The organism is Arthrobacter silvisoli (assembly GCF_003369445.1).
Classification (GTDB): Bacteria; Actinomycetota; Actinomycetes; order Actinomycetales; family Micrococcaceae; genus Arthrobacter; species Arthrobacter silvisoli.
The window spans coordinates 1-24,399 of record NZ_QRCU01000043.1 but is presented as its reverse complement, the minus strand read 5'-3'; the positions used below and the strand labels follow the sequence as shown (position 1 = coordinate 24,399).

General features: G+C 67.1%; 26 protein-coding genes. 7 read left to right on the top strand and 19 right to left on the bottom strand.

What is annotated here, in order from left to right:
• Nucleotides 1-89 precede the first annotated feature (89 nt).
• A complete protein-coding gene (locus tag DWV11_RS12955) occupies nt 90-854 on the top strand; it encodes a DedA family protein (protein WP_115789390.1) in 765 nt (254 codons plus the stop codon).
• Nucleotides 855-936: 82 nt separating this feature from the next.
• On the opposite strand, the gene rdgB is transcribed toward DWV11_RS12955, so the two are convergent.
• The 6 genes from rdgB to clpS all read right to left on the bottom strand — a co-directional run bounded on the left by rdgB (nt 937) and on the right by clpS (nt 5,229).
• Nucleotides 937-1,569: an RdgB/HAM1 family non-canonical purine NTP pyrophosphatase gene (gene rdgB / locus DWV11_RS12950; RefSeq protein WP_115789342.1), complete on the bottom strand. Its 633-nt coding sequence runs from the start codon at nt 1,567-1,569 to the stop codon at nt 937-939.
• Complete coding sequence (gene rph / locus DWV11_RS12945) at nt 1,566-2,324, bottom strand: ribonuclease PH (protein ID WP_115789341.1); 759 nt, start codon at nt 2,322-2,324, stop codon at nt 1,566-1,568. Before rph ends, rdgB begins: the two co-directional genes overlap by 4 nt.
• A gap of 66 nt (nt 2,325-2,390) precedes the next feature.
• On the bottom strand, nt 2,391-3,188 hold the full coding sequence (locus tag DWV11_RS12940) for an MBL fold metallo-hydrolase (protein WP_115789340.1): 798 nt from the start codon (nt 3,186-3,188) through the stop codon (nt 2,391-2,393).
• Complete coding sequence (murI, locus tag DWV11_RS12935; protein ID WP_115789339.1) at nt 3,185-4,201, bottom strand: glutamate racemase; 1,017 nt, start codon at nt 4,199-4,201, stop codon at nt 3,185-3,187. The genes DWV11_RS12940 and murI overlap by 4 nt, the downstream gene beginning before the upstream one ends.
• A 112-nt stretch (nt 4,202-4,313) precedes the next feature.
• Nucleotides 4,314-4,877, bottom strand: coding sequence for a DUF2017 domain-containing protein (locus DWV11_RS12930; protein ID WP_115789338.1), 564 nt, complete (start codon nt 4,875-4,877; stop codon nt 4,314-4,316).
• Complete coding sequence (gene clpS / locus DWV11_RS12925; RefSeq protein WP_115789337.1) at nt 4,870-5,229, bottom strand: ATP-dependent Clp protease adapter ClpS; 360 nt, start codon at nt 5,227-5,229, stop codon at nt 4,870-4,872. The genes DWV11_RS12930 and clpS overlap by 8 nt, the downstream gene beginning before the upstream one ends.
• Nucleotides 5,230-5,266: 37 nt before the next feature.
• Here clpS and DWV11_RS12920 point away from each other — a divergent pair, with 37 nt between their 5' ends.
• Nucleotides 5,267-6,595: a nicotinate phosphoribosyltransferase gene (locus DWV11_RS12920; RefSeq protein WP_115789336.1), complete on the top strand. Its 1,329-nt coding sequence runs from the start codon at nt 5,267-5,269 to the stop codon at nt 6,593-6,595.
• Nucleotide 6,596: 1 nt separating this feature from the next.
• Nucleotides 6,597-7,235, top strand: coding sequence for an isochorismatase family protein (locus DWV11_RS12915; RefSeq protein WP_115789335.1), 639 nt, complete (start codon nt 6,597-6,599; stop codon nt 7,233-7,235).
• A 70-nt stretch (nt 7,236-7,305) separates the two neighbouring features.
• On the opposite strand, the gene DWV11_RS12910 is transcribed toward DWV11_RS12915, so the two are convergent.
• The 7 genes from DWV11_RS12910 to DWV11_RS12880 all read right to left on the bottom strand — a co-directional run bounded on the left by DWV11_RS12910 (nt 7,306) and on the right by DWV11_RS12880 (nt 15,846).
• On the bottom strand, nt 7,306-9,084 hold the full coding sequence (locus DWV11_RS12910) for a DEAD/DEAH box helicase (RefSeq protein ID WP_115789334.1): 1,779 nt from the start codon (nt 9,082-9,084) through the stop codon (nt 7,306-7,308).
• Nucleotides 9,085-9,356: 272 nt separating this feature from the next.
• Complete coding sequence (locus tag DWV11_RS12905) at nt 9,357-9,674, bottom strand: DUF3039 domain-containing protein (protein ID WP_115789333.1); 318 nt, start codon at nt 9,672-9,674, stop codon at nt 9,357-9,359.
• An 8-nt stretch (nt 9,675-9,682) separates the two neighbouring features.
• Complete coding sequence (nagB, locus tag DWV11_RS12900) at nt 9,683-10,465, bottom strand: glucosamine-6-phosphate deaminase (RefSeq protein ID WP_115789332.1); 783 nt, start codon at nt 10,463-10,465, stop codon at nt 9,683-9,685.
• Nucleotides 10,466-10,539: 74 nt separating this feature from the next.
• A complete protein-coding gene (locus tag DWV11_RS12895; protein ID WP_342767744.1) occupies nt 10,540-12,033 on the bottom strand; it encodes a transporter in 1,494 nt (497 codons plus the stop codon).
• Nucleotides 12,034-12,082: 49 nt separating this feature from the next.
• Complete coding sequence (locus DWV11_RS12890; RefSeq protein ID WP_168404693.1) at nt 12,083-12,907, bottom strand: ABC transporter ATP-binding protein; 825 nt, start codon at nt 12,905-12,907, stop codon at nt 12,083-12,085.
• Between the two features lie 141 nt (nt 12,908-13,048).
• Nucleotides 13,049-14,062, bottom strand: a complete 1,014-nt coding sequence (locus DWV11_RS12885; RefSeq protein ID WP_115789330.1) for a tetratricopeptide repeat protein — start codon at nt 14,060-14,062, stop codon at nt 13,049-13,051.
• Between the two features lie 38 nt (nt 14,063-14,100).
• Nucleotides 14,101-15,846, bottom strand: coding sequence for a DUF8094 domain-containing protein (locus tag DWV11_RS12880; protein WP_115789329.1), 1,746 nt, complete (start codon nt 15,844-15,846; stop codon nt 14,101-14,103).
• A gap of 285 nt (nt 15,847-16,131) precedes the next feature.
• On the opposite strand from DWV11_RS12880, the gene DWV11_RS12875 reads away from it, so the two are divergent.
• Nucleotides 16,132-17,313 (top strand): AI-2E family transporter, encoded by a 1,182-nt coding sequence (locus tag DWV11_RS12875; protein WP_115789389.1) that lies wholly within the window; start codon nt 16,132-16,134, stop codon nt 17,311-17,313.
• Nucleotides 17,314-17,357: 44 nt separating this feature from the next.
• Here the strand turns inward: DWV11_RS12875 and DWV11_RS12870 are convergent, their stop codons facing one another.
• Nucleotides 17,358-18,155, bottom strand: coding sequence for an alpha/beta hydrolase (locus DWV11_RS12870; protein ID WP_115789328.1), 798 nt, complete (start codon nt 18,153-18,155; stop codon nt 17,358-17,360).
• A gap of 51 nt (nt 18,156-18,206) precedes the next feature.
• Nucleotides 18,207-18,539 (bottom strand): ATP/GTP-binding protein, encoded by a 333-nt coding sequence (locus tag DWV11_RS12865; protein WP_115789327.1) that lies wholly within the window; start codon nt 18,537-18,539, stop codon nt 18,207-18,209.
• A 65-nt stretch (nt 18,540-18,604) separates the two neighbouring features.
• Here DWV11_RS12865 and nucS point away from each other — a divergent pair, with 65 nt between their 5' ends.
• The 3 genes from nucS to DWV11_RS12850 all read left to right on the top strand — a co-directional run bounded on the left by nucS (nt 18,605) and on the right by DWV11_RS12850 (nt 21,130).
• Nucleotides 18,605-19,300 carry an endonuclease NucS gene (nucS, locus tag DWV11_RS12860; RefSeq protein WP_115789326.1) on the top strand — a complete coding sequence of 232 codons (696 nt, stop codon included), beginning with the start codon at nt 18,605-18,607 and terminating at the stop codon, nt 19,298-19,300.
• 79 nt (nt 19,301-19,379) lie between these two features.
• Nucleotides 19,380-20,624 carry an N-acetylglucosamine-6-phosphate deacetylase gene (locus DWV11_RS12855; protein WP_115789325.1) on the top strand — a complete coding sequence of 415 codons (1,245 nt, stop codon included), beginning with the start codon at nt 19,380-19,382 and terminating at the stop codon, nt 20,622-20,624.
• Between the two features lie 302 nt (nt 20,625-20,926).
• On the top strand, nt 20,927-21,130 hold the full coding sequence (locus DWV11_RS12850) for a cold-shock protein (protein ID WP_074589900.1): 204 nt from the start codon (nt 20,927-20,929) through the stop codon (nt 21,128-21,130).
• Between the two features lie 68 nt (nt 21,131-21,198).
• Here the strand turns inward: DWV11_RS12850 and DWV11_RS12845 are convergent, their stop codons facing one another.
• The 4 genes from DWV11_RS12845 to DWV11_RS12830 form a co-directional block, all read right to left on the bottom strand.
• A complete protein-coding gene (locus DWV11_RS12845) occupies nt 21,199-21,630 on the bottom strand; it encodes a DUF2550 domain-containing protein (protein WP_115789324.1) in 432 nt (143 codons plus the stop codon).
• Nucleotides 21,631-21,640: 10 nt separating this feature from the next.
• Nucleotides 21,641-21,925: a F0F1 ATP synthase subunit epsilon gene (locus DWV11_RS12840; protein WP_115789323.1), complete on the bottom strand. Its 285-nt coding sequence runs from the start codon at nt 21,923-21,925 to the stop codon at nt 21,641-21,643.
• A gap of 1 nt (nt 21,926) precedes the next feature.
• Entirely contained in the window at nt 21,927-23,381 is a 1,455-nt protein-coding gene (atpD, locus tag DWV11_RS12835) for a F0F1 ATP synthase subunit beta (protein ID WP_115789322.1), read from the bottom strand.
• Between the two features lie 75 nt (nt 23,382-23,456).
• Entirely contained in the window at nt 23,457-24,344 is an 888-nt protein-coding gene (locus tag DWV11_RS12830) for a F0F1 ATP synthase subunit gamma (protein ID WP_115789321.1), read from the bottom strand.
• Between the last annotated feature and the right edge of the window lie 55 nt (nt 24,345-24,399).

Sequence of the window (24,399 nt, the reverse complement as noted above, 5' to 3'; positions counted from 1 at the left end):
AGGGTACATGCAGCGCATGGGCCGCCCGTGCCACGGCAAACGTCCGCCGGCCGCCGGTCACGTACCCTTGAAAGGTGACCCTTTCTGCGATAAGCGACTTTGCCGTATCCACCCTGGGGGGCGCCGGCCCCGTGCAGCCGCACATGGCCTCGTTCCTCCCCGATTGGCTGAATCCCCAGGTTTTCCTGGCCAATCCTGCCCTGGCCCCGTGGGTGGTGCTGCTCGTCTGCGGCATCGTGTTCGCCGAGACCGGCCTGCTGGTGGGCTTCTTCCTGCCCGGTGACTCCATGCTCTTCACCGCTGGCCTGCTCGTGGCCACCGACACCATCAAGTTCAACATCTGGGCATTGGCGGCGCTGATCATCGTGGCCGCCATCATCGGCAACCAGACCGGCTACTTCATCGGCGCCAAGGCCGGCCCGGCGATCTTCAACAAGCCCGATTCCAGGCTGTTCAAGCGGGAGAACGTGGAAAGCGCGCACGCCTTCTTCGAAAAGCATGGTGGCAAGGCCCTCATCCTGGCCCGTTTCGTCCCGATCATCCGTACCTTTGTGCCCGTGATCGTCGGTGTGGCGCAGATGGACAAGCGCAAGTTCTTCCTCTTCAACGTGATCGGCGCTGTGCTGTGGGGCGGTGGCGTCACGCTGCTCGGCTTCCTGCTGGGCGACCGTGTCCCGTGGGTGCGCGACAACCTGGACATCATCTTCATCGTGATTGTGCTGATCTCGGTGATCCCGGTGGGCATCGAGGTGCTCCGTGGCGTCCTGGCCAAGCGCAAAGCCGCGGTGGCCGGCACCGATCCGGTGGAAGAGTTCATCGACGAGCACGACGGCGGCCCCCGCCGCGAGCGCTAAGCGCACCGTCCCAACCCAAAGAGCAATGGCACCCTGCCGGGCAGGGTGCCATTGCTTTGAGCATTTCTTCGTGCGGTGGGATCTACCTCAGCGCGTCGACGATGGCCGGCAGCAGGGCACGGAAGGCGTGGCCCCGGTGGCTGATGGCGTTCTTTTCCTCGGCGCTCAACTCGGCGCAGCTGCGGTCCATGCCGCTGGGCTGCAGGATGGGGTCGTAGCCGAAACCGCCCTCGCCGCGCGGCGCACGCAGCAGGATGCCCTCGAGCTGGCCGTACTCGACCACTTCACGGGCGCTGCCGTTGTCTCCCGGCACGGCGAGCGCTGCCGCGCAGATGAACGCGGCGCCGCGGTGGCTGTCCGGCACATCGGAGAGCTGGGCCAGCAGGAGCTGCAGGTTCGCGGCGTCGTCTCCGTGCCGTCCGGACCAGCGCGCGGAGAAGATCCCGGGCGCACCGCCCAGGACATCCACCGACAGGCCGGAGTCGTCGGCGACGGCCACCAGTCCGGTCGCTTCGGCGACGGCCCGGGCCTTCAGCAGCGAGTTCTCAGCGAAAGTCACGCCGTCTTCGACGACGTCCGGGGCACCCGCCGCGGCGGCGTCCACTACCTGGGTGTCGACGTCGAGCCCCGGGACCTGGCCGCGGAGCAGTTCCCGCAGTTCCCTCAGCTTGCCCTGGTTGTGGGTGGCGAGGACCAGTCGGGGCTGACCGCTCACGGGGCTTCCGCCAGGGTTTCGCGCTGGATGGCGGCCAGCTGGGAGGTACCCAGCAGTGCGAGGTCCAGCAGGGCGTTGAGTTCATCGCGGTCGAAGGGTGCGCCCTCGGCGGTGCCCTGCACCTCCACGAACTTCCCGGAACCGGTGACCACCACGTTCATATCGGTTTCGGCGCGGACGTCCTCCACGTAGGGCAGGTCGAGCATCGGCACGCCGTCGATGATGCCCACGGACACGGCGGCAATGGTGTCCGTCAGGGGCTGGGAGGAGGCCGGGATGATCTTGTTCTCGCGCGCGAAGCGGATGGACTCGGCGAGCGCCACGTAGGCGCCGGTGATCGCGGCGGTGCGGGTGCCGCCGTCGGCCTGCAGGACGTCGCAGTCCAGGACGATCGTGTTCTCGCCCAGGGCCTTGGTGTCGATGATCGAACGCAGCGATCGGCCGATCAGGCGGGAGATCTCGTGGGTGCGGCCGCCGATCTTGCCCTTGACGGATTCACGGTCGGAACGGGTGTTCGTGGCACGCGGAAGCATGGCGTATTCGGCCGTCACCCAGCCGCGGCCTTCGCCCTTGAGCCAGCGTGGCACGCCCTCGGTCAGGGAAGCCGTGCACAGGACCCTGGTGTTGCCGAACTCGATCAGCGCGGATCCTTCGGCCTGCTTCGACCAGCCGCGGGTGATGCTGATGGGCCGGAGCTGGTCGGGGGCGCGTCCGTCGGCACGGATGACGGGGGCGGTGGTGGCTTCTGAAGTCATGCCTCCAGCTTATCGTCCGGGTTCTTCCCGGGTTCACCGGCCTGACCGCCTTCAGGACCCGCTGCCTCAGACGGTGTAGTGCACCCCCGCGACGGCCACCGCCACGTCGCCGTCGAACTCGGGTTTCGCTTCGGCCAGCACGGTAGTCTGCGAGGTCCAGACCGGAATGTGTGTCAGCAGCAGGCGGCGCGCCCCGGCCGCCGTAGCGGCCTGCCCGGCGCGCTTGCCGGTGAGGTGGACGTCCTTGATGCCGTCGTCGCGGCCCTCTTCAAAAGCCGCTTCGCACAGGAACAGGTCCGCGCCGCGGGCGGCGTCCTCCAGGCCCTGGCAGCTGTCGGTGTCGCCCGAATACGTCAGCACCCGGGTGAGCGGTGTTCCGTCCTTATCCGGCTCAGTCACCTCCACGCGCAGTGCGTAGGCTTCCTCGACGGGGTGGTTCACGGCGAACGGCGTCACGGTGAACGGCCCCACCTGCACCGGTTTGCGCTCGGACCAGTTGGTGAAGTCGAATTCCTCATGCATGCCCGGGTCCAGGTCCAGCCCGTACGCCGTGGCCATCCGGTCCGCCGTGGCCGCCGGACCCCAGACGGGGATCCGGTCCCGGCCCCAGCCGCCTGGTTTCCAGCGGACCGCGACGTGCAGTCCGCACAGGTCCATGCAATGGTCCGGGTGCAGGTGGGTCAGGAAGATTGCGTCGATGTCCTCGAGGTCGGTGTAGCGCTGGATGGCGCCGAGCGCCCCGCTGCCCAGGTCCATGACGATCTTCCACTGCCGCTCGCCGTCATGCGCGGTGAGCAGATAGCACGACGCCGGCGAGCCGGGTCCGGGAAACGAGCCCGTACAGCCAACGATGGTCAGTTTCACCGGGAGCCTCCCAGTGCCGCCTCTGCCTGGGCGTCGACGAAGTTGGAGGTCCGCGGACGTGCACCGCCGATGCGTGCAGCTTCAAGCATTTCCGGCGTGATCCGGGCCAGGCTGCCGGTGGGGTACTGGGCCGCCACATGGTCGACATGGCGGACGGAGAGGACCTCCGGTCCCAGGAAGCGCCGGGCCAGGGTTTCAAACTGTGCGGCGTCTCCGGTGGCCATGAAGTCATGTGTCGGCGGTTCTGCGCCGCTGCGTTGGATGCCGTGGGTTGCCAGGGCGCGGTAGACGTCCTTGGCGGTCTCTTCGGCGCTGGACACGAGGGTGACGTCCTCGCCCATGACAAAGGAAATGACCCCGGTCAGCAGCGGGTAGTGGGTGCAGCCCAGCACCACTGTGTCCACGCCTGCTTGCTTGAGCGGCTCCAGGTAGCTGCCCGCGGCGGCCAGCAGTTCCGGGCCCGTGGTGATGCCGGCCTCGACGAAGCTGACGAACTCGGGACAGGCGACCGAGGTGATGGCCAGGTCCGGGGCCGCGGCAAAAGTGTCTTCGTAGGCCCGGGAGCCCACCGTGGCGGAGGTTCCGATGACGCCGACCTTCCCGTTCCGGGTGGCCGCGACTGCGCGGCGGACGGCGGGCTGGATGACTTCGATGACCGGGATGCCGTAGCGGGCCGTGTAGCGTTCGCGGGCGTCGCGCAGCACGGCGGCCGACGCCGAGTTGCAGGCGATGGTGAGCAGCTTGACGCCGGAGTCCACCAGTTCGTCCATGACTCCCAGCGCGTTGGCCCGCACCTCGGCGATCGGGAGGGGCCCGTAGGGACCGTTGGCGGTGTCGCCCACGTAGATGATGGATTCGTTGGGCAACTGGTCGATGATGGACCGTGCCACGGTGAGGCCGCCGACCCCGGAATCGAAAACGCCGATGGGACGCGATGCCAGTGCGTCGTCGCCTGCGGTGCGCTGCTGGGGATCCCCTGCCGGAGCGTTTGCCGTGCCCGATGCTGAATTCATAATTCTTCGAGAATAAAGCACAGCCACCGAGTGCAGCCATGCGTTGCGATCAGCGCCTCATGTCTGCTTCATCACAGGAACAACCCTTGACAGGGCCCGCCCAGCCACTCGGCTAGCGGCGGTCCATCGAGGCCATCATCGACTGCACCAAGGACTCCTGCAGCCAGGTGGTGAAGTTGTAGACGAGGGCCAGGTAGCTTTCGACGTCCTCCGCCTGGGACCAGTCCTGCATGGCGTGCACGTGGTCGGCGTCGGCTTCGTCCCGGATGTCCAGCCGCTCTGCGAGCACCAGCCGGATGTCGTTCAGCGCCATGGACCAGAGCCTGGCCTCCTCCTGGGTGAGCGTGAGCTCCTTGCGGTCAAGGCCCATCGCCGCCGCGCGCAGGGCGCCGATCTTGTTCTCCCGCAGCGAGCGCTCGGTGAGCTGGCGGAACTCCAGGGAGCCGGCGTCGTCGTCCTTCATGACGTTCGGCAGGAGGCGCAGCAGCGCGCGGTCGGTGGGTTGGCGGACGTCCATGTCCAGCCCCACGAGCGCGGCGAGCGGATCCTGGTCCGGGGCCTCGCTTGGTTCGAGCATTGAAATCACGTCGTCGATCAGTCCGCGCAGCAGCTCGCGCTCCGCCGGTTCGAGGTGTCCCGTGATCCCCTTGAGACCGTATTTGAAAGCCTTAGCCACGCGCGCCGCCCTTTCCGGTTCCGGCGCTGCTGGCCTTTTCGACGGTGGCCCACAGGCCGTAGCTGTGCATGGCGACGGCGTGCTGCTCGACTTGTTCCTTCGCACCGTGCGCAACGATCGAGCGGCCCTTCCGGTGCACTTCGAGCATCAGCTTGTTGGCCTTGGCCTCGGGATAGCCGAAGTAGCTCTGGAACACGAAACTGACGTAGCTCATCAGGTTGACGGGATCGTTCCAGACCACCAGATTCCAGGGGATGTCCGGCGCAGTAAGGACGGCGGTGGAACTCTGCTCTGAGGTCTCCGTCCGTTCCTCAACGTCGACGCCGATGGCAGTGGCAACGGTTGTGGTCATCTGTCCATTCTAAGGTGGCTGACAGTAGAGTGAATCCGTGAGTAGATCCGCCGCCTGGGACCACCCCTGCACCTCGCTTTTTACCGACCACTACGAACTGACGATGCTCCAGGCAGCCCTTCATTCGGGCGCCGCGCACCGCCGTTCGGTGTTTGAGGCGTTTGCCCGCCGGCTTCCGGACGGACGCCGGTACGGCATCGTGGCCGGTACCGGGCGGCTGCTTGAAGGCATCATGAACTTCCGTTTCGGCGAGGACGAACTGGCGTTCCTCGAGCGGAACAACGTGGTCAACGGGGAGACGCTCGACTTCCTGGCCACCTACCGCTTCAGCGGTGACGTCTGGGGCTATCCGGAGGGCGAGGCCTACTTCCCTAACTCCCCCGTGCTGATCGTGGAATCGACCTTCGCCGAAGCGTGCATCCTTGAGACGTACATCCTGTCCGTGCTGAACCACGACACCGCGATCGCTTCGGCGGCCTCCCGCATGACCAGCGCGGCCGGCGGCCGGCCGTGCATCGAAATGGGTTCCCGGCGCACCCAGGAGGAATCGGCGACGGCGGCAGCCCGCGCCGCCGTGATCGGCGGCTTCGGAAGCACCTCCAACCTCGAGGCCGGCCGCCGCTTCGGTCTCAAGACCGTGGGCACCGCAGCCCACTCCTTCACCCTGCTGCACGACAGCGAGCGCGAGGCCTTCGCAGCCCAGATCGAGGCGTTCGGTCCGGAAACGACGCTCCTGGTCGATACCTACGACGTCGAGACCGCGGTACGGACCGCCGTCGAACTGGCCGGCGACAAGCTCGGTGCGGTGCGCTTGGATTCCGGCGACCTGGTTACCCAGGCGCAATGGGTCCGCGAACTGCTGGACAGCCTCGGCAACACCAGCACCCGTATCGTGGTCACTTCCGACCTGGATGAGTACGCCATCGCGGCGCTGCAGTCCGCCCCGGTGGATGCCTACGGCGTCGGGACTTCGCTCGTGACAGGTTCCGGGGCACCTACCGCCAGCATGGTCTACAAGCTGGTCAGCCGCAGCAACGACGCGGGCGAATTCGTCCCGGTGGCAAAGGCGGCCAAGAACAAGGCCAGCGTCGGCGGCCGGAAGTATGCGCTGCGCAAGCTCAACGACCGCGGCGTCGCCACCCAGGAACTGGTAGGGATCGGGCACCCGCCGGAGGACGACGGCAACGACCGCCAGCTGCTGCAGCAGTTCATCAAGAACGGCGAGCTCCTCCCCGGCTGGACAGGACACGAGGGCGTGGTCCGGGCGCGCGAGCGGCATGATGCCGCCATGGCTGAACTTCCTTCCGTGGTCCGCCGCCTCCAGCGCGGCGAGCCTGCGATTCCCACTGTCTACGAGGAGGACTGACATGGCACGGGCCCTGATCATCGTCGATGTCCAGAACGATTTTTGCGAAGGCGGGTCCCTTGCCGTGACGGGAGGAGCCGCGGTGGCCGGTGCCATCAGCGACTACCTCGACGCCCGGCACCAGCATTTCGACCACATCGTGGCCACCCAGGACTGGCACATCGAACCGGGCAGCCATTTCTCCGACAATCCGGACATGGTGGACAGCTGGCCGCCTCATTGCCGTGCCGGAAGCAAGGGCGCCGAACTGCACCCGGACCTGGACAGCGAGTACATCCAGGCCTACTTCCGGAAAGGCCAGTACGACGCGGCCTACTCCGGCTTCGAGGGCGTCCTCGCTCCGGAGGACGAGGTTCCCATGGGTGAGCGGTCCGCCGGCGGCGCGCCGTCCCGGAGGCCGGAGGACAGCGATCCGGAGGACGCCATCGGCCTTGACGACTGGCTGCAGAGCCACGACGTGGAGGAACTCGTGGTGGTGGGCATCGCCACCGACTACTGCGTCAAGGCCACAGCGCTCGACGCCGTCCAGGCCGGCTATGCGGTCACCGTGATCGGCGGGCTCACTGCCGGAATCGCCGAGGACCTCAGCAGCACCTACGCCGAGCTGGAAGAAAACGGCGTCGAACTCGAGGAGCAGTAGCTCCGCGGGCTCCCGCGTCCCGGTTGCCGCGCCGATGTGCCGGCAGCGAAATACCGGCACCACCCCGGCCCTATTTGCGGCCGATGAACCAGTCCTGCAGCTTGCGCAAGCGCGCCTGCAGCTGCGCCTCATTGGCTTGGGCCACGGCGGGGCCGCCGCACACCTCACGCAGCTTGTTGTGCACCACGCCGTGCGGCGTCCCGGTGCGCGCGGACCAGGCCGAAACGTTCTTGGCGAGCTCGTTGCGCAGGTCCATCAGCATGCGGTGGTCCGGGACCGCGCCCGCGGCGGCTGCGGCAAGCGGGGACTGCTTCTTCTTCCTGGACTGCTGGTCATGCTGGCGCTGGCGCAGCAGCGTTCCGACCTGTTCGGCGTCGAGCAGCCCGGGGATGCCCAGGAAGTCGAGTTCGTCTTCAGAGCCGATGTCGGCCCCGGTGCCGAACTCGCCGCCGTCGAACAGCACGCGGTCGAAGGAGGCCTGGGAATCCAGGGCCTCGAACTTGCCCTTTTCAAGGGTGTCGGAGGCCTTCTCCTCGCGGTTGGCCTCGGCCATCAGCGACTCTTCGGGGTTGAACAGCCCGTCCGGGTCCTCCTTCTCGGGACGGTCCAGTGCATGGTCGCGTTCGGCCTCCATGGAGTTCGCCAGCGCCATCAGCGGCGGCACCGAAGGCAGGAATACCGACGCCGTCTCGCCCCGCTTGCGGGCACGCACGAAGCGGCCCACGGCCTGGGCGAAGAACAGCGGCGTCGAGGTCGACGTCGCGTAGACACCCACCGAAAGGCGCGGCACGTCCACGCCTTCGGACACCATGCGCACGGCGACCATCCAGCGTTTGTCCCCTTCGGAGAATTCCTCAATCTTGCTGGAGGCCTTTGAATCGTCCGAAAGGATCACCGTGGGCGACTGGCCCGTGATCTTCTTCAACTGCCCGGCATAGGCGCGGGCGTCCTCGTGGTCGGTGGCGATGACCAGTCCACCGGCGTCGGGCACGGTGCGGCGCACTTCGCTCAGGCGCTTGTCCGCGGCGGCGAGCACGGCGGGGATCCATTCGCCCGCCGGGTTCAGGGCGGTCCGCCAGGCCTGGGAGGTGATGTCCTTGGTCACCGCGGCCTCCCCCAGCGAAGCGGCCATTTCGTCGCCCGCGCTGGTCCGCCACCGCATCTGCCCGGAATAGGCCATGAACAGGACAGGGCGGACCACGTGGTCCCGCAGGGCGTTGCCGTAGCCGTAGGTGTAGTCGGCCTTCGAGCGGCGGATGCCGTCACGGTCCTCGGCGTACTCCACGAACGGGATCGGCGAGGTGTCGGAGCGGAAGGGCGTACCGGTCAGGGCCAGACGGCGGGTGGCCGGGTCGAAGGCTTCGCGCAGGCCGTCGCCCCAGGACAGGGCCTCGCCGCCGTGGTGGATCTCGTCGAGGATCACCAGGGTCCGGGCCGCCTCGGTCTTCGCCCGGTGCAGCATGGGCTTGCTGGCCACCTGCGCATACGTCACGGCGACGCCGATGAAACCGCGGCCGTGCTGCCCGTCGGAGTTCTTGAAGTTCGGGTCGATTGCGATGCCTACGCGGGCGGCGGCGTCGGCCCACTGGCGCTTGAGGTGGTCCGTCGGGGCGACGATCGTCACCCTGTTCACGGCCCCGCTGTCGATCAGCATCGAGGCGATGCGCAACGCGAACGTCGTCTTGCCTGCACCGGGGGTTGCCACCGCCAGGAAGTCGCGCGGACTGTTCCGCAGGTACAGGTCCAGGGCTTCCTGCTGCCAGGCGCGCAGTTTCGGGGCGGTTCCCCATGCGGCGCGCTCCGGATATGCCGGGGGAAGTGAGGGGCCGCCGAAGAGTGTTTCCGTCATGCGCGGGCCCCCCGCGCGGCCTGCTGTCCCTGGGCGGTCAAGGCGGGCCGCGGCGCGGCGGCAAGGGTTCCATTCGGTTCGGCCGTCATCGGTTCGGCCCTGTTCAGCACATGCCAGCTAAGCACAAAAACACCAATCTGTTCCGGGTGTGGTCCGGGACGTGCCGGATCTCACGGGATCGCAGCAATCGCGGTTCCGTGACACGGCAAGGAAAGGGGCCGGCGCGTGAAGGCGCCAGCCCTGGGAAGCGTCAGGAGAGGCGACTGGCCCGCTTAGCGGGAGTCGCCGTCGTCGCCGGGGCGCAGTCCTTCGTAGATCTTCTTGCACTCGGGGCAGACAGGGAACTTCTGCGGGTCGCGGCCGGGAGTCCAGACCTTTCCGCACAGGGCGATCACGGGCTCGCCGGTCAGCGCCGACTCCATGATCTTTTCCTTGCGGACATAGTGGGAGAAGCGCTCCCGGTCGCCGGGTTCCACTTCCTGGCGCGTTTCCTCGCGCTCAATGGTGGCCGTGGAGGTGCCGGCTCCGGAAAGTTCGCGCATTGGATCGTTCTCGAAGGGGTCCGGAGGCAGGGTCGTCATGCCATCCATCTTAGCCGCTACAGGCCCTGCCACTTCGGCTTGTTCTCGAAGGCGTGGCGGTAATAGTCCGCCAGCTTCAGGGACGAGGCTGCCGCTTCGTCGATCAGGATGGACGCGTGCGGATGCAGCTGCAGCACCGACGCCGCGCAAATCGCCGCCACCGGGCCTTCGACGAAGTCGCGCACCGCCCGGGCTTTCTGGGCGCCCGTGGCGATGAGGATCACGTGCCGTGCGTCCATGATGGTGCCCAGGCCCTGGGTAACCACATGGTGCGGCACCTCATCGATGCTGTGGAAGAAGCGGGCATTGTCCTTGCGGGTCTGCTCGATGAGCGTCTTGATGCGCGTCCGGGACGCCAGCGAGGAGCCCGGCTCGTTGAACCCGATGTGCCCGTCAGTGCCGACCCCAAGGAGTTGCAGGTCCACTCCGCCGCGCTCCCGGATGGCGTCCTCATAGGCCGCGCAGGCCGCCGGGAGGTCCTCCGCCGATCCATCCGGGCTGTGGACGTTGGCGGGATCAATGTTCACCCGGTCCGTGAATTCGCGGCGGATCACTTCGCGGTAGGACTCGGGATGCCCAGGCTCCAGGCCCACGTACTCGTCCAGGGCGAAGGCGTGGGCCTTGCTGAAATCAAGCCCCTCCTCCTTGTACCGGCGGGATAGCTCCTCGTAGACCGGCAGTGGTGAGGAACCGGTGGCCAGGCCCAGGACCGCATCGGGCTTGCGCCGCAGGAGGGCCTCAATGGCGTCGGCCGCTAGCCTGCCGATCTGCCTGCTTCCCGGCAGGATGACAACTTCCATTGTTCACGGCCTTTCTGCGCTGGGGCTCCCGGCAACCAGGGTCTCCCACGAGGCTATGTCATGCGGGGAAGCTTTCAACGGTTGTTGGCGAGCTGGGCGAACATTTCCGGCCCGCGCCGGTCCAGCCAGCGGCCGCCGAGCCTGATCCCGGCCACGAAGAAGGCCAGGCCGAATACCGGCCCGCCTGCGAGGCCGAGCCAAGCGAACACCATGCTGCCAGTGACCAGCTGCGCCACGACCATCGCGATCTCCGGGAGCAGCAGCACGGCCATGGCGCCCATTCCGACGAACTGGACCAGCATGGTCTGGGTGACGTTTCCCGGCGGCTTCTTGAAGGGACTCTCCCCCGGGGCCGGAACGGCGCTGGTCCACCGGGCCGAAACCACGGATGCGAGGCCAAGGCCGGTAAAGAGCGCACCCAGCGAGGAGCCCAGGATGTTGGGCAGCCACTCCCAGCGCCCGGTCAGGGCAATTGAACCGGCGGCGAACAGCAGCACCGACGGGAGGGCAAAAGCCAGGCACGCGAGGGCCCGGCCGAGACGGTCATCCCGGCCCCGGACGCCCGCGGCGAGGTGCAGCGCAAAGGCAGTGTTGTCGTAAGAGACATCGGCCGAGATGGACCAGGCCAACAGGAAGGCCGTCAACGGGGCTACGACGATCAGCAGCTCCGGGTTGCCGCTTTGGGCGCCGCCGAAGTAGAACAGCACAGGCAGCAGGGGAACCACCACCAGCGAACCGGCGTAGCGCGGATCGCGCATCCAGTAGGTCAGCGAACGGGCCGCCACCGCACCCGCAGGGGTTGCCGGGAAGATCCCGAACAAGCCGGCCCTGCCTGCCTTCCGGCTGCCGCCTCCGGTGTACGGCGGGGTGACCATCGCCCGCTTCAGGAGCAGGTACCAGGCGCCGCCGATCACGGCCAGGAATGCCAGGGCGATCAGCACTTTCGCGGCCGCGCCCGCCGGATTTCCGGCGTCGAGTTCCCCGCCGACCGACCAGGCAGCGCCGAGCGGGGTCCAGGAAACCGCTTCGGCCAGGCCGGGCAGGTAGTCCCTGCTATCCCGGCCGCCTTGGATCACCGCCGTCATGATCGGCCCGGCCAGCACCAGCGGAACGATAAAGACGATGCTGCTGACATCCTTGAAGCGCCGCGAGGCAAGGAGGCTGGCCACTGCCGTCGTCACCAGTTTGGACGCCACCACACAGCTCAGCACTCCCAGCACCGCTCCAAGCAGGGCACCGGCCGCCGCCGGGAAGCCTCGCGACCAGGTCACCACTGTAGCCAGCGACGCGAGCAGGGTCGCCAGGCCGGGCAGGCCCAGTAGTCCGGCCAGGGCAAGGCCGGGAAGCAGCTCCCGCATGGGGATCGCAGAGGTGGTGAAGCGGCTGGGATCCAACGTGAGGTCGGCGGCCGACGCCACGAGCGGCACCACCGCCCAGCCGGTCATCACCAGCGCGCCGCCCAGCACGACGACGGTCTGCGCCGTTTGCGGATCAGCCCACCGCAGTGCCACGAGCCCGACCACGCAGCCCAGCACAACGCCCGCAGCGTAGAGCGCGCCGACCGCCATCCCCACGATCTGCGGCGGAAGCCGTTAAGCAGGAGCCTCCACTTCAGGCTCAGAAGGTGCGCAACCACTCGAGCCCCCCGGTATGCATGCCGCCGCCGACGAGTGCGACAAAACGGTCTTCCAGCGTCGCGCCGGCCCGCACCTCGTCGACCGTCCCGGCGGCAAGCACCCGGCCGGCCGAAACCACGGCCACGTGGTCGCACATGCGCTGGACCAGGTCCATGACATGGCTGGAGACGATCACCGTGCCGCCCGAGGCGACATACTGTTCCAGGATGCCGCGGATGTTCGCAGCCGACACAGGGTCCACGGATTCGAACGGTTCGTCGAGGACCAACAGGCGGGGAGCGTGGATCAGGGCGGAAGCGAGGGCGATCTTCTTGCGCATGCCGGCCGAGTAGTCCACCACCAGGGTTCCGGCGTCCTTGCCAAGGTCCAGCGCGGCGAGCAGGTCCTGGACCCGGGACTGCACCACGGAACGGTCCATTCCGCGCAGCAACCCCGCGTAGCTGACCAGTTGTTCCCCGCTCAGGCGGTCGAACAGCCGCACGCCGTCGGGCAGGATGCCCATGAGCTTCTTGGCTTCAAGCGGCCGCTCCCAGACGTCCACGCCGTGGATAAAGGCCGTTCCGAAGTCCGGCCGCAGCAGTCCCGTCGCCATGGACAGCGTGGTGGTCTTCCCGGCGCCGTTCGGGCCGACGACGCCGTAGAAGGAGCCGGCGGGGACGTCCAGGCTGATGCCGTTGACGGCGATCTTGTCGCCGAAGCGCTTGGCCAGGCCGCGCAATGCCAGGGCCGGGACCGGGGGTGCCGGGTATTCAGCAGCACCGGAGGACGGATTCGGGGCAGGGTAACCGGGACTCGGATCGCTCATTCTGCCAGCGTAACCCCGGCCGATTTCGGGCGGGGTCATCCGGCAGGACGAACCCGCGCGGCCGCCGACGGGACGGGGTCATCCGCAGGGAGGAGCCGCCCTCGCCGGAAAGCGCACGTCCCCAGAAAAGAGCGCGGGCCCTCAGAACAGCACGCGGGCGAGGCCCTGCCGGGCCTTGGCCACCCTTTCGTCGGCAACGCCGACAACGTCGAAGAGTTCCAGAAGGCGGACGCGTGCGGTTTCGCGTTCGGCGCCGAAGTTCCGGCCGATGAACGCGATGATGCGGTTGAAGCCGTCGTCGATATGTCCGCCGGAGACGTCCAGATCGGCGATGGCGAGCTGGGCGTCGAGGTTATCCGGCTCCTGCGCGGCCTGCTGGCGCAGCGCCTCGGCCTGGGGGGCGGAAATCGCTTCGAGCCGGCCCATCAGTTCCACTTGGGCCAGTCCGGCCTTCGCTTCACGGTCGGCCGGCTGCTCGGAGAGTGCCTGCCGGTACGCCTGCGCGGCTGCGGCATAGTCGCCGGCCTCGATCGCGTCGAAGGCTGCCTGGTGCAGGGGCGGTACCGGCGCTTCCTGCGGCGCCGAGGACTCACCGCGGACGCTCCCGGTGACACCATTCTCCGCAGCGACCTTCAGCAGTTCGTCCAGGAGCGCGCGGATCTCTTGCTCCGCGGCGGGCCCTTGGAACAGCGGAAGGGGCCGGCCCTTCAGGACGGCGACCGCGGTGGGTACCGCCTCGATCCGGAAGGCATCCGCCAGTTGGGGGAACGCGTCGATGTCGGCTGCGGCGAGGACGATCCGTCCGTCGTAGCTTTCGACGACGTTTTCCAGGCTCTGAAGCAGAGTGCCCGACTCCGGCGAGTAGCTGGCCCAGAGGAGGAACAGCACGGGGATCCGCGCCGAAAGCTCCACCAGGTCCTGGAAGTTCGCCTCATTGGCGTCCACGCGGAGCGGGCGCCTGGCCTCCTCTGCCGCCGGATCCTGGACTCCACCATCCGGGATGCCCCGGCCGGGTGCAGCCGCGCCGCTGCCCTGGACGGGAGGCGCGGGCGGCGGTGCGGCCGGTCGCCGCAGAGCGGAGAGGTCGACGGCGCCGCGGAGGTTGAGCTGGCTGGCGGCGGCCGGGGAAACGGGTCGTGATCCTGGCGAACTCATACTGTCCACTCTAGCTGTTTCACCGGCCGCCACTTCGCCTACTTGAAGCTGGCTGCCACCAGCCCGCGGAAGGCGGCCACGAGCTTCATCGGATCGTTCGATCCTGCGGGCGGGACGTAGATGGCCACCGACTCGGCAAAGGTCTGCGAGAGGCCCACTTTCGTCGATTCACCGCCGGCCAGAACGGCCGCCGCCTTGTCGGCGATCAGGGTGTCCCCCTCGGCCTTGGGCGTGGTGGTGAACACGAAGTCCAAGCGGCCCAGAACCAGGGCACCGCCGTCGGACGTGCGGTAGACCAAGGTGTCTGCAGGGACCGGGGTGTGCGTGAACTTGAACGTTCCGCTGCTTCCGGCCTTGACGGCGTCGGCCTGGTAGTCCAGGACGTCGGCGATGTACGGCGAACCTGTGCCTTCGACCAGCTTGTCCTTGAAGGCGGAGCCCGGCTTGGTGAGCCGGTCAGCCAGGGCAGCCATGGCTTCGGTACCGCTGTAGAGCAGCCCGGTCTTGTCGCCGGCCGCGGCCTGCTGGGTTCCGCCGAGCGGGATGGCGGGGAAGGACGTGCCCGGCTGCAGCGGCGCCGTGGCCAGGAGCTTGTAGTTCTCCCGCGGGGCGGACTGCCGAAGGGTCAGCACCTGGGGCACGACGTTTCCGTCGCCCTGGGTGACGGCGACGACGGTGCGGGGCCAGGTCCGCTGGGTGGTCACCACGCTGCCAAGCAGCTTGCTGGCACGCACGGGCATGCGTGCCTGGTGGCTGGCCACCTTCGCGCGGATCTTGTAGTTCTGGGTCCGGACAAGCAGTTCGGTGCCGTCGACGCGGGTCTTCAGTTTCGCGGCGTCGCGGGCGGCGTCGCCGGCGGAGACGGCGTTCGCGACCTGTTCCAGGATGCGCTTGAGCTGGGCATCCACCAGGACGGGCACGTCGGCCTCCGCGGAAGCACCCTGGGCCGAGGAGGGCGAGGGGCTTTCGGCGGCCTGGGCGCCTGCAAGCGACGTCCCTGCGAGTGCGGTGGCGAGGGCACCGGCCGCCAGGATCCGCAGGGCGGTGGTGCCGCCCTTCTGCTGCGGAGCCTGCCCGCCGGGGGCCTGGTTCTTGAAGAACGGCCCGGCCGGCTTCTGCGAGGTGCCATTTCCGGTGCCGCTGCCGGAGCCGCCGTTTCCGCCGTTCCGCGCACCAAGGAACCTGCTGAGCAGGGGCAGTGCGGCACCGGCTGCCATGAGGACAGAGCCGATGAGGATGAGCGGGACGGCCCACGGCATGTAGGTGTCGTTCGGGTACGTCACGGAGATCGACGCCGGCGCGGGCTTGGTGCCGTCGCTGGCGAGCAGGAGCGACCATTCGCCGTCGGCCGGCGGGTTCCAGGAGTACTCGAGCTGTCCGCTGGCGCTTTCGGTCTCGACCCAGAGGTCGGATCCGGCCGGCGCCGGTGCGGTGGCTTCGCCTTCGGTGTTGGTGACCTGAAGCGACTTGCCGTCTTCGGAGACCCCGGTGACCGTGTTGTGGGCGGTCTTGCCTACCCAGCCGTCGACGTCGTCGGGCCGGCCCACAGCCAGCACGAAGTTGCCATCACCCTTGATGGTGATCCGGCTGGGCCCACCCTTGTGGTCCAGGAGTTCTTGCCCGATCACAGTCAACGGGGCGGCTTTCGTGTCGCTGGGAGCAGACGCGGTCACGGTGTCGGCAGGAGCCCAGAAGGTCAGCTGGCCGATGCCGGCCAGCAGTACCAGCAGGCCCAGCAGCGCCAGGGAGGCTGCAGTCTTCAATCGCACAGGAATACCAATCATCAGCGGTCGTTGAGCTTTAAGGGTAACGGTTTTGTTACCCAACAGTCGGTTCGGGGGACGGCCGCCCGGGCCCCGGATTCCCCACCGTGGCGGGCCAAAACCGCAGATTCATGCTGCTGGTAGGGTGACGAACAACATTGGAATCGGCTTTGCCTGCGGGGCCGCACGGAATGCAAAGGCAGAAGAAGCACAGTGAATGAGCAGAAGTCTCCGACGCCTCCCGGGCCGTCCGGCGAACCGAACGGAGCAGCCCAAGCGGCAGGCGGCCGGGTACCCAAGGCCGGCATGTTCGCCGTGATTGCCCGCAGGCTCCGGCAGCCCATTCCGGGTGCCCAGCCCAGAGTGCGGTTCGAGATGCCCCCGGAACTCGGGGGCGATGACTCCGCGATTGACGACGGCGAGGCACCCTTCGGCTCCCCCGGCCCCCGGATGTCGGCACAGCACCCGCTGTATATCGGTTTCATGGGGACTGCCGGCGTCGGCATCGCCCTGCTGCTCTTCTACATCGGCACCCATACGGCACAGCTCCTGCTGTGGATCGTGACGGCTTTGTTCATCGCGCTGGGACTGGACCCGGTGGTCCGCTGGCTCGAAAGCCAGAAGGTTCCGCGCCCCGCGGGCATCCTGCTCTCCGTCGGGGTGCTGGCCGCCGGCGTTGCGGGCTTCTTCGCCACCCTGATTCCCACCATCGTTGAACAGGTGACGGAAATCGTGCGCCAGGCACCCACCTGGATCCGCGACTTCCTGGATTCGGAATTCTTCCGGACCCTGGACAGCCAGTTCGGTGTGCGGGACCGGATCAGCGAGGAACTGGACAAATTCGTCAAGAACCCCGATGCGATGGGCGGAATCTTCGGCGGCGTCGTGGGTTTCGGTTCCACGGTGGCCAACAGCGTCTTCGGCGCGTTGATCGTCCTGGTGCTCAGCCTGTACTTCCTGGGCGCCCTGCCGGCCATGAAGAAATGGGCGTACCGCCTGGCGCCCCGGTCCCGGCGGCCCCGGGTCGAGGCCTTGTCCGAAGAGATCACCCGCTCCGTGGGCAACTACGTGATCGGCCAGGCCTGCGTCGCCCTGCTCAACGCGCTGTTCGCCTTCATCGTGATGACAATCCTCGGCGTCCCGTTCAGCGTGCTGCTGGCCTTCGTGGTGGCCCTGCTCGCGTTCATCCCGCTGGTCGGCGGCATGATTGCCGCGGTGGTGGTGATCCTGGTGTCCCTCACCCTGGGCTGGCAGACCGCGGTGATCTACGCGATCTGCTACTTCGCCTACCTGCAGTTCGAGGCGTACTTCATCTCGCCGCGCATCATGCAGCGCGCCGTCGCGGTGCCGGGCGCGGTCGCCGTCATCTCGGTGATCGCGGGCGGCAGCCTGCTGGGGGTCCTCGGTGCGCTCATCGCGATCCCCACGGCCGCGGCCACCATGCTGCTCATCAAGGAAGTCTTCATCGTCCGCCAAGACCGCCACTGACGCCGGACCGCCACTGACGCAGGCCCGCCGGGCGGATTCGCCTGCTAGGCCGCCGTCGCGAACGGACCGGCCCACTCGCGCGGCAATCCATCGGCGCCGGCACCGGCTTCGGTGACGTCGTCGACAATCTCGTCCAGGACCCGCGCGGCGTACTTTTCGCCCACCCAGAGGTGCTTGGCGCCGTCGACCCCCAACAGCCGCGCCTGCGGCACGAGGCTGAAGCGTTCCGCCGCTTCGGCCGGCTGCAGAAAGTCGTCATGTTCCGGAACGAGGACCGTGAGTGGTTTTCCGGAGGTGGCCCATTCCTTCAAGTGGACGTCCGTGGCACGGTGCAGCGGCGGAGAAAGCAGGATGGCACCCTCCACCTGCGAAGCGACCGGATCGACCGCACCGTACATTAGCGCAAGTTCCGTGCCGAAGGACCAGCCCACCAGCCAGCGGTTCGGCAGTCCGCGCTCGACGGCGAAGCGCACCGCGGCCTCGACGTCGTACCGTTCGCCGATGCCCTCTTCGAAACTGCCCTGGCTGGTGCCCCGCGGAGAGTGGGTGCCGCGGGTGTTGAAGCGGAGCACCGCGACGCCGGCCAGCGCCGGAAGGCGGTAGGACGCCTTCCGGTAGACGTGGGAGTCCATGAAACCGCCATGGGTTGGCAGCGGATGCAGGGTGATGAGCGTCGCGGTGATCCCGCCCGATTCCGGAAGCGCCAGCTCCCCCACCAGGACCTTGCCGTCCTCGGTGGTGATTTCGATGTTCTCGCGCCGGGCCGGAAGTACCGTGGAGGCGCGGATGGCAACGGGAGCTGCCGGCTGGGTGAACACGAACGAAGCGGGATCGAAAGTCATGCTTCCAAGGGTATCCCCGCCGAGCCGCCGAGCTGCCCGGGCCGCCAAGCCTCAGCGGTAGCGGTAGGTGCGCCCGGTCCAGCATTTGTTATGCCAGTGCCGGCGTTCCTCCAGGCCCACAGCGTCGCCCAGCAGATGGCTGGCCGACCAGACCACGAGGTGGGCGGTTCCCGGCAGGATCGGCATTGAGCAGCCGGGGCACACGTAGTTCTTCTCGGCGTTCCTGGCGGTCATGGTGCGGACGTACCAGTCGCCGTCGGGGGCGCTCTCCCGCCGCGCTATCCCGGCCCGCGCCCGTTCCAGGTCCAATTCGGGCGCGTCGGCACCGCGGATCCACTTCGAATTCGCGGAACTTGTGCGGCGGGGGCGGTTGGAGCGGGGCATGGCTCCATTCTGCCGCAGAGCCCCCGGCCGGGCGGCACGCTGTCACAGGCAGTAAAGTTGAGCGGGTGCGACTCGTCATAGCCCGCTGCTCCGTTGATTACGTCGGCCGACTCAAGGCCCACCTGCCCCTGGCCACCCGGCTCCTGCTGGTGAAAGCCGATGGTTCCGTGCTCGTCCATTCGGACGGCGGTTCCTACAAGCCCCTGAACTGGATGAGCCCGCCGGCGACCCTGCGCGTCACCACCCCGGAAGAGACCGACGTGGAGGAAGGGGTCGTCGAGCAGTGGACAGTCCAGTCGGCCAAGGCCGACGACCGCCTCATCATCAACATCTACGAGCAGCTCCATGACACTTCCCATGAGCTCGGCATGGATCCGGGCCTCATCAAGGACGGCGTGGAAGCGGACCTCCAGCGCCTGCTGGCCGAGCAGATCGAAACGCTGGGCGCCGGGTACTCCCTGATCCGGCGGGAGTACTTCACCGCGATCGGCCCGGTGGACATCCTCGCGCGCGACGCCGACGGCGGCACGGTCGCCGTCGAGCTCAAGCGCCGCGGCGACATCGACGGCGTAGAGCAGCTCACGCGCTACCTCGAACTGCTCAACCGCGACCCGCTGCTTGCGCCGGTCCGCGGTATCTTCGCGGCCCAGCAGATCAAGCCGCAGGCCAAGGTCCTGGCAAACGACCGCGGGATCGACTGCGTGACGCTCGATTACGACGCGATGCGTGGTGTGGACGACAGCGAGTCCCGGCTCTTCTGATCACCGCTGATTGAAATATTTCAGTTTCAATCACGTTTAGTCATACAGTGTGGTGGCTCTGCCCCATAGAATCGATGGCATGACAGACCCGAGCCTGCCGTCGGCCACGCCCACCGCCTCCCGCCACCTCATCAGCGGAACCATCGTCAGCGACGGCGTGGTCATCGAGGATGGGCTGGTGGCCGTGGACGGCGACCGGATCGCCTTCGCCGGCCCGCGCGGGGATTTCGACGAGCACGCCTTCGATGGGTTCGCCGGACTCCCGCATGCGCCCCTTCCCGCGGACCGCTTCCTGCTGCCCGGCTTCGTCGACGTGCATTGCCACGGCGGGAACGGCGGCGACTTCCCGGGCGGCGACGAGGAATCGGCCCGCAAGGCAATCGACTTCCTGCACCGTTCCGGAACCACCACCCTGTTGGCGAGCATGGTCACCGCCTCACGGGAGGACCTCCTGCGCGGCATCGGCCTCTACGTGCGCCTGGCGGAGGAGGGACTGCTTGCGGGCATCCACCTCGAAGGACCATTCCTCTCGCACGCGCGCTGCGGCGCACAGAACCCCGACTACCTCCTGAAGCCCGACCTCGGACTCCTGGCCGAGCTCATCGACGCCGCGGCCGGGAAACTGGCCACCATGACCTACGCGCCGGAATTGCCCGGCGCCGCGGGGCTGGTGGACCTGATGACCTCGCACGGCGTCACGCCGTCGCTGGGCCATACCGACTGCGACGACGCCACCGCCAGCGCGTCCCTCGCGGCCGCCCGGGAGGGCCTTGCGTCGGCAGGGTTCGACGGCGTCAGCTCGCTTCCCACCGTGACGCACCTGTTCAACGGGATGCCGCCCCTGCACCACCGCTCCCCGGGCCCCGTCGCCGCGTGCCTGCGCGCCGCCCAGGCCGGCAAGGCGGTGGTGGAACTCATCGCCGACGGCACGCACCTCGCCCCCGCCACGGTGGCCACTGTCTTCCAACTCGTCGGCGCCGCCAACATCGCGCTGGTGACCGATTCGATGGCCGCCGCCGGACTGTCCGACGGCAACTACATGCTGGGCCCGTCCCCCGTGACCGTCAGCGGAGGCGTCGCCACGCTGGACGCCAACGGATCGATCGCCGGCGGCACCGCCACCATGCTCGATGTCGTGCGCCGCACGGTGGCGTCCGGCGTCGGCCTGGCGGACGCCGTCTTCTCGGCAACTGCAGTGCCGGCCGCCGTACTGGGACTTTCCGATGAGGTGGGCGGCCTCCGGCGGGGCCTGAGGGCCGACCTCGTGGTGGTTGGCAAGGACCTCGACCTCGCCGCCGTCCTGCGCCAAGGCAACTGGCTTTAGGCCGCCTGGGCAAGGCCGGCCTATTACCTTATTTATGGCGAAATGCCGTTACCTTCTTTTTACTTAAATTTTCCGGGAATTCCTTGGCAGACCGTTGACCTGCACTAATGGCCATGAAAGTGTTGTAGCAGTCTTTGTGTAGGTGTGATTCATGCTCGCAAGACGTGTTGCGAGCTTGAAGCTCCTGCAATACAAGCCAGGCAATGCCAGGGCGGAATTCAGGTCTTCTCGCGGAGTGACTAAAGCACGGCACGCGGTGTGCCGGACTTGAAAAGAAGTTCCACAATGAGGAGAAACAAATAATGGCACTGGGCACTGTCAAGTGGTTCAACGCTGAAAAGGGCTTCGGCTTCATCACCCCGGACGACGCCGAAGGCGACGTCTTCGTCCACTACTCGGAGATCCAGACCTCCGGTTTCCGCACCCTCGACGAGAACCAGCGTGTTCAGTTCGAAATCGGCCAGGGCGCCAAGGGCCCGCAGGCCACCGGCGTCACCGCTCTCTGAGCCAAGCCACGCAAACGGAAAGACCCGGGCAAGCTGCCCGGGTCTTTTCTGTTTTAGGGTTCCTGGAATCAGCGCCAGGTTCCCACTCCGATCACCGGACCGGCCTCCAGCCAGGAGGACAGCCCCGCATAGGCTTCGAAGCGCATGGCCAGCATGAAGGACTCCCCTTCGTGCCGCAGTTCAACCACCACGACGTCGGGCTGCAGCTTGGGCAGCTCCACCTCGCGGGGCTTCCGGCGGCCGAGCAGTTCCAGGGAACTGCGCTTGAAGCTATGCCGGGGGCGGAAGCTCAGCGACAAGAGGCTGAACCATTCCAGCTCGGAGTCCTGATAACGACAAACCCCCATCCGCCAGCTGTTTCCAGCCACGCAAATGGAGGCGTCCACCGTGCCGAGGGCGCGCCGCAGGTTGAAGCGGCGCACCCCCACGAGGCACAGTGTCAAAACAAGCAGGCCGAAGGCACTTGCCAGGATGATGAACGGAAAAACAGAATCGCCCATCAAGCTCGTGCTATCGGATCCCCGCGGTAGCTGCTTCGCCCAGCTGGGCGTTGTCAGCAACGATGACCACCCGGTTGTTGTCAACGGAGAAGAATCCGCCGTCGACAGCTACCGCGATGCGGTCGCCGGATACCGGCTCGATTGCCAGCTCACCCTCGGCCAGGATGGCGAGCAGCGGCGAGTGGCCCGGCAGGATTCCGATTTCACCATCGCTGGTGCGGGCCTTGACCATCTTGGCCGCGCCGGACCACACGAAGTGGTCCGCCGCTACAATCTCAACCTCGAGCTCAGCCATGCTACTTAGTCTGTTCCTGGATCTTGGCCCACTGGCGCTCGACGTCATCCATGGCACCGACGTTGAAGAACGCCTGCTCAGCGATGTGGTCGACGTCGCCGTCGCAGATGGCCTTGAAGCCCTCGATCGTGTCCTTGATGGACACGGTGGAGCCCTCGACACCGGTGAACTGCTTTGCAGTGTAGGTGTTCTGGGAGAGGAACTGCTGGATGCGGCGGGCACGAGCCACGACGATCTTGTCTTCTTCGGACAGTTCGTCGACACCGAGGATGGCGATGATGTCCTGGAGTTCCTTGTTCTTCTGCAGGATCTGCTTCACGCGCACGGCGGTGTCGTAGTGGTCCCTGCCGATGTACTGCGGGTCGAGGATTCGCGAAGTGGAGGTCAGCGGATCAACGGCCGGGTACAGGCCACGGGATGCAATTTCACGGGAGAGTTCCGTGGTGGCATCCAGGTGGGCGAAGGTGGTGGCCGGAGCCGGGTCGGTGTAGTCGTCAGCCGGGACGTAGATGGCCTGCATCGAGGTGATGGAGTGGCCCTTGGTCGAGGTGATGCGCTCCTGGAGGAGACCCATCTCGTCGGCCAGGTTCGGCTGGTAGCCCACAGCGGAAGGCATGCGGCCCAGAAGGGTCGACACCTCGGAACCGGCCTGGGTGAAGCGGAAGATGTTGTCGATGAAGAGCAGCACGTCCTGGTTCTGCACATCGCGGAAGTACTCCGCCATGGTCAGGGCGGACAGTGCCACGCGCAGACGCGTTCCCGGCGGCTCGTCCATCTGGCCGAACACAAGGGCGGTGTCCTTCAGAACGCCGGCCTCGTCCATTTCGACCCAGAGGTCGTTGCCCTCACGGGTACGCTCGCCGACACCGGCGAACACGGATGTACCACCGAAGTTACGGGCAACACGGGTGATCATTTCCTGGATGAGCACGGTCTTGCCGACGCCGGCGCCACCGAACAGACCGATCTTGCCACCCTTGATGTAGGGGGTCAGGAGGTCGATGACCTTGATGCCGGTCTCGAGCATTTCGGTGGAGCCCTCGAGCTGCGCGAAGGACGGAGCCTTGCGGTGGATCGGCCAGTAGGCGTCAGCCTTGATCTCGGATTCTTCGACGTCCAGCGGCTTGCCGAGCACGTTGAAGATGTGGCCCTTGACGCCGTCGCCGACGGGCACGGAGATCGAGGCGCCGGTGTCCTGCACGGAGGTGCCGCGGACAAGTCCGTCGGTGGCCTGCAGGGAGATGGCACGGACGAGGTTGTCACCCAGGTGCTGGGAGGTCTCGAAGGTGATGGTCTTGGTCTCGCCGTTGAGGGTTACCTCGGTGGTGAGTGCGTTGTAGATGGACGGGATTGCGTCGGCCGGGAATTCGACGTCGACAACCGGGCCAATGACACGGGCAATGCGGCCGGTGGCACCGGCCGTTGCGGCTACGTGCTCGGTAGCGGTGGCAGTCATCTCTCTCACTTCGTTCAGTAGATGGCGTGGGGTTAAGTTTATCTGTTTGGTACGGCTGGTCTGATGCCGTACCGGTTACGCGCTGAGGGCGTCGGCGCCGGCCACGATCTCGGACAGTTCCTGCGTGATTTCGGCCTGGCGGGCCGTGTTGCGCAGTCGCGTGTACTTCTTGATCAGCTCGGTCGCGTTGTCACCGGCCGACTTCATCGCGCGCTGGCGGGCAGCGAGCTCGGACGCTGCGGCCTGCAGCATCGCTGCGAAGAGGCGGGATTCGATGTAACGCGGAAGCAGGGCATCAAGGACCTGCTCGGCCTCCGGCTCGAACTCGTACAGCGGCAGCAGCTCCGACTCGCTGACCGTCTGCTCTTCGACTTCCAAGGGAAGAAGGCGGACCACGGTGGGTTCCTGCGTCACCATCGACTTGAAGCGGGTGTACACAACGTGGATTTCGTCCACGCCGCCTTCCGCGTAATCGGTGGCGAACTCTTCGAGCAGGGCAGCGCCGATTTCCTGCGCCGTCCCGAACTCCGGTGCGTCCGTTCCGCCGGTCCAAACACGGGCGTAGGGGCGGCTGCGGAAATCGAAGTACGCCTGGGCCTTGCGGCCAAGCACGTAGGTCTTGACGTCCTTGCCTTCAGCACGGAGGAGTTCGTTGAGTCCTTCGGCCTGCTTGAGCACGCTGGCGGAGTAGGAACCGGCCAGGCCACGGTCAGAGGTAATGACCAGGACGGCGGCACGGCGGATCTGCTCCGGCTCGGTGACGAGCGGGTGGTCGATTTCGTTCTGGCTCGCGACAGCAGAAACGGCACGGGTAATCGCATTGGCATACGGCAGCGAAGCTGCAACGCGGGCGCGGGCCTTACCGATGCGCGAGGTAGCGATCAGCTCCATCGCCTTGAAGATCTTGCGCATCGACGTCGTCGAGGAGATCTTCTGGCGGTAGACCCGGATCTGGGCTCCCATACTTATCCTTTCCTAAGATCCCGGTGCCCGGGCCGGCCGGAGCGCAAGCTCCGGC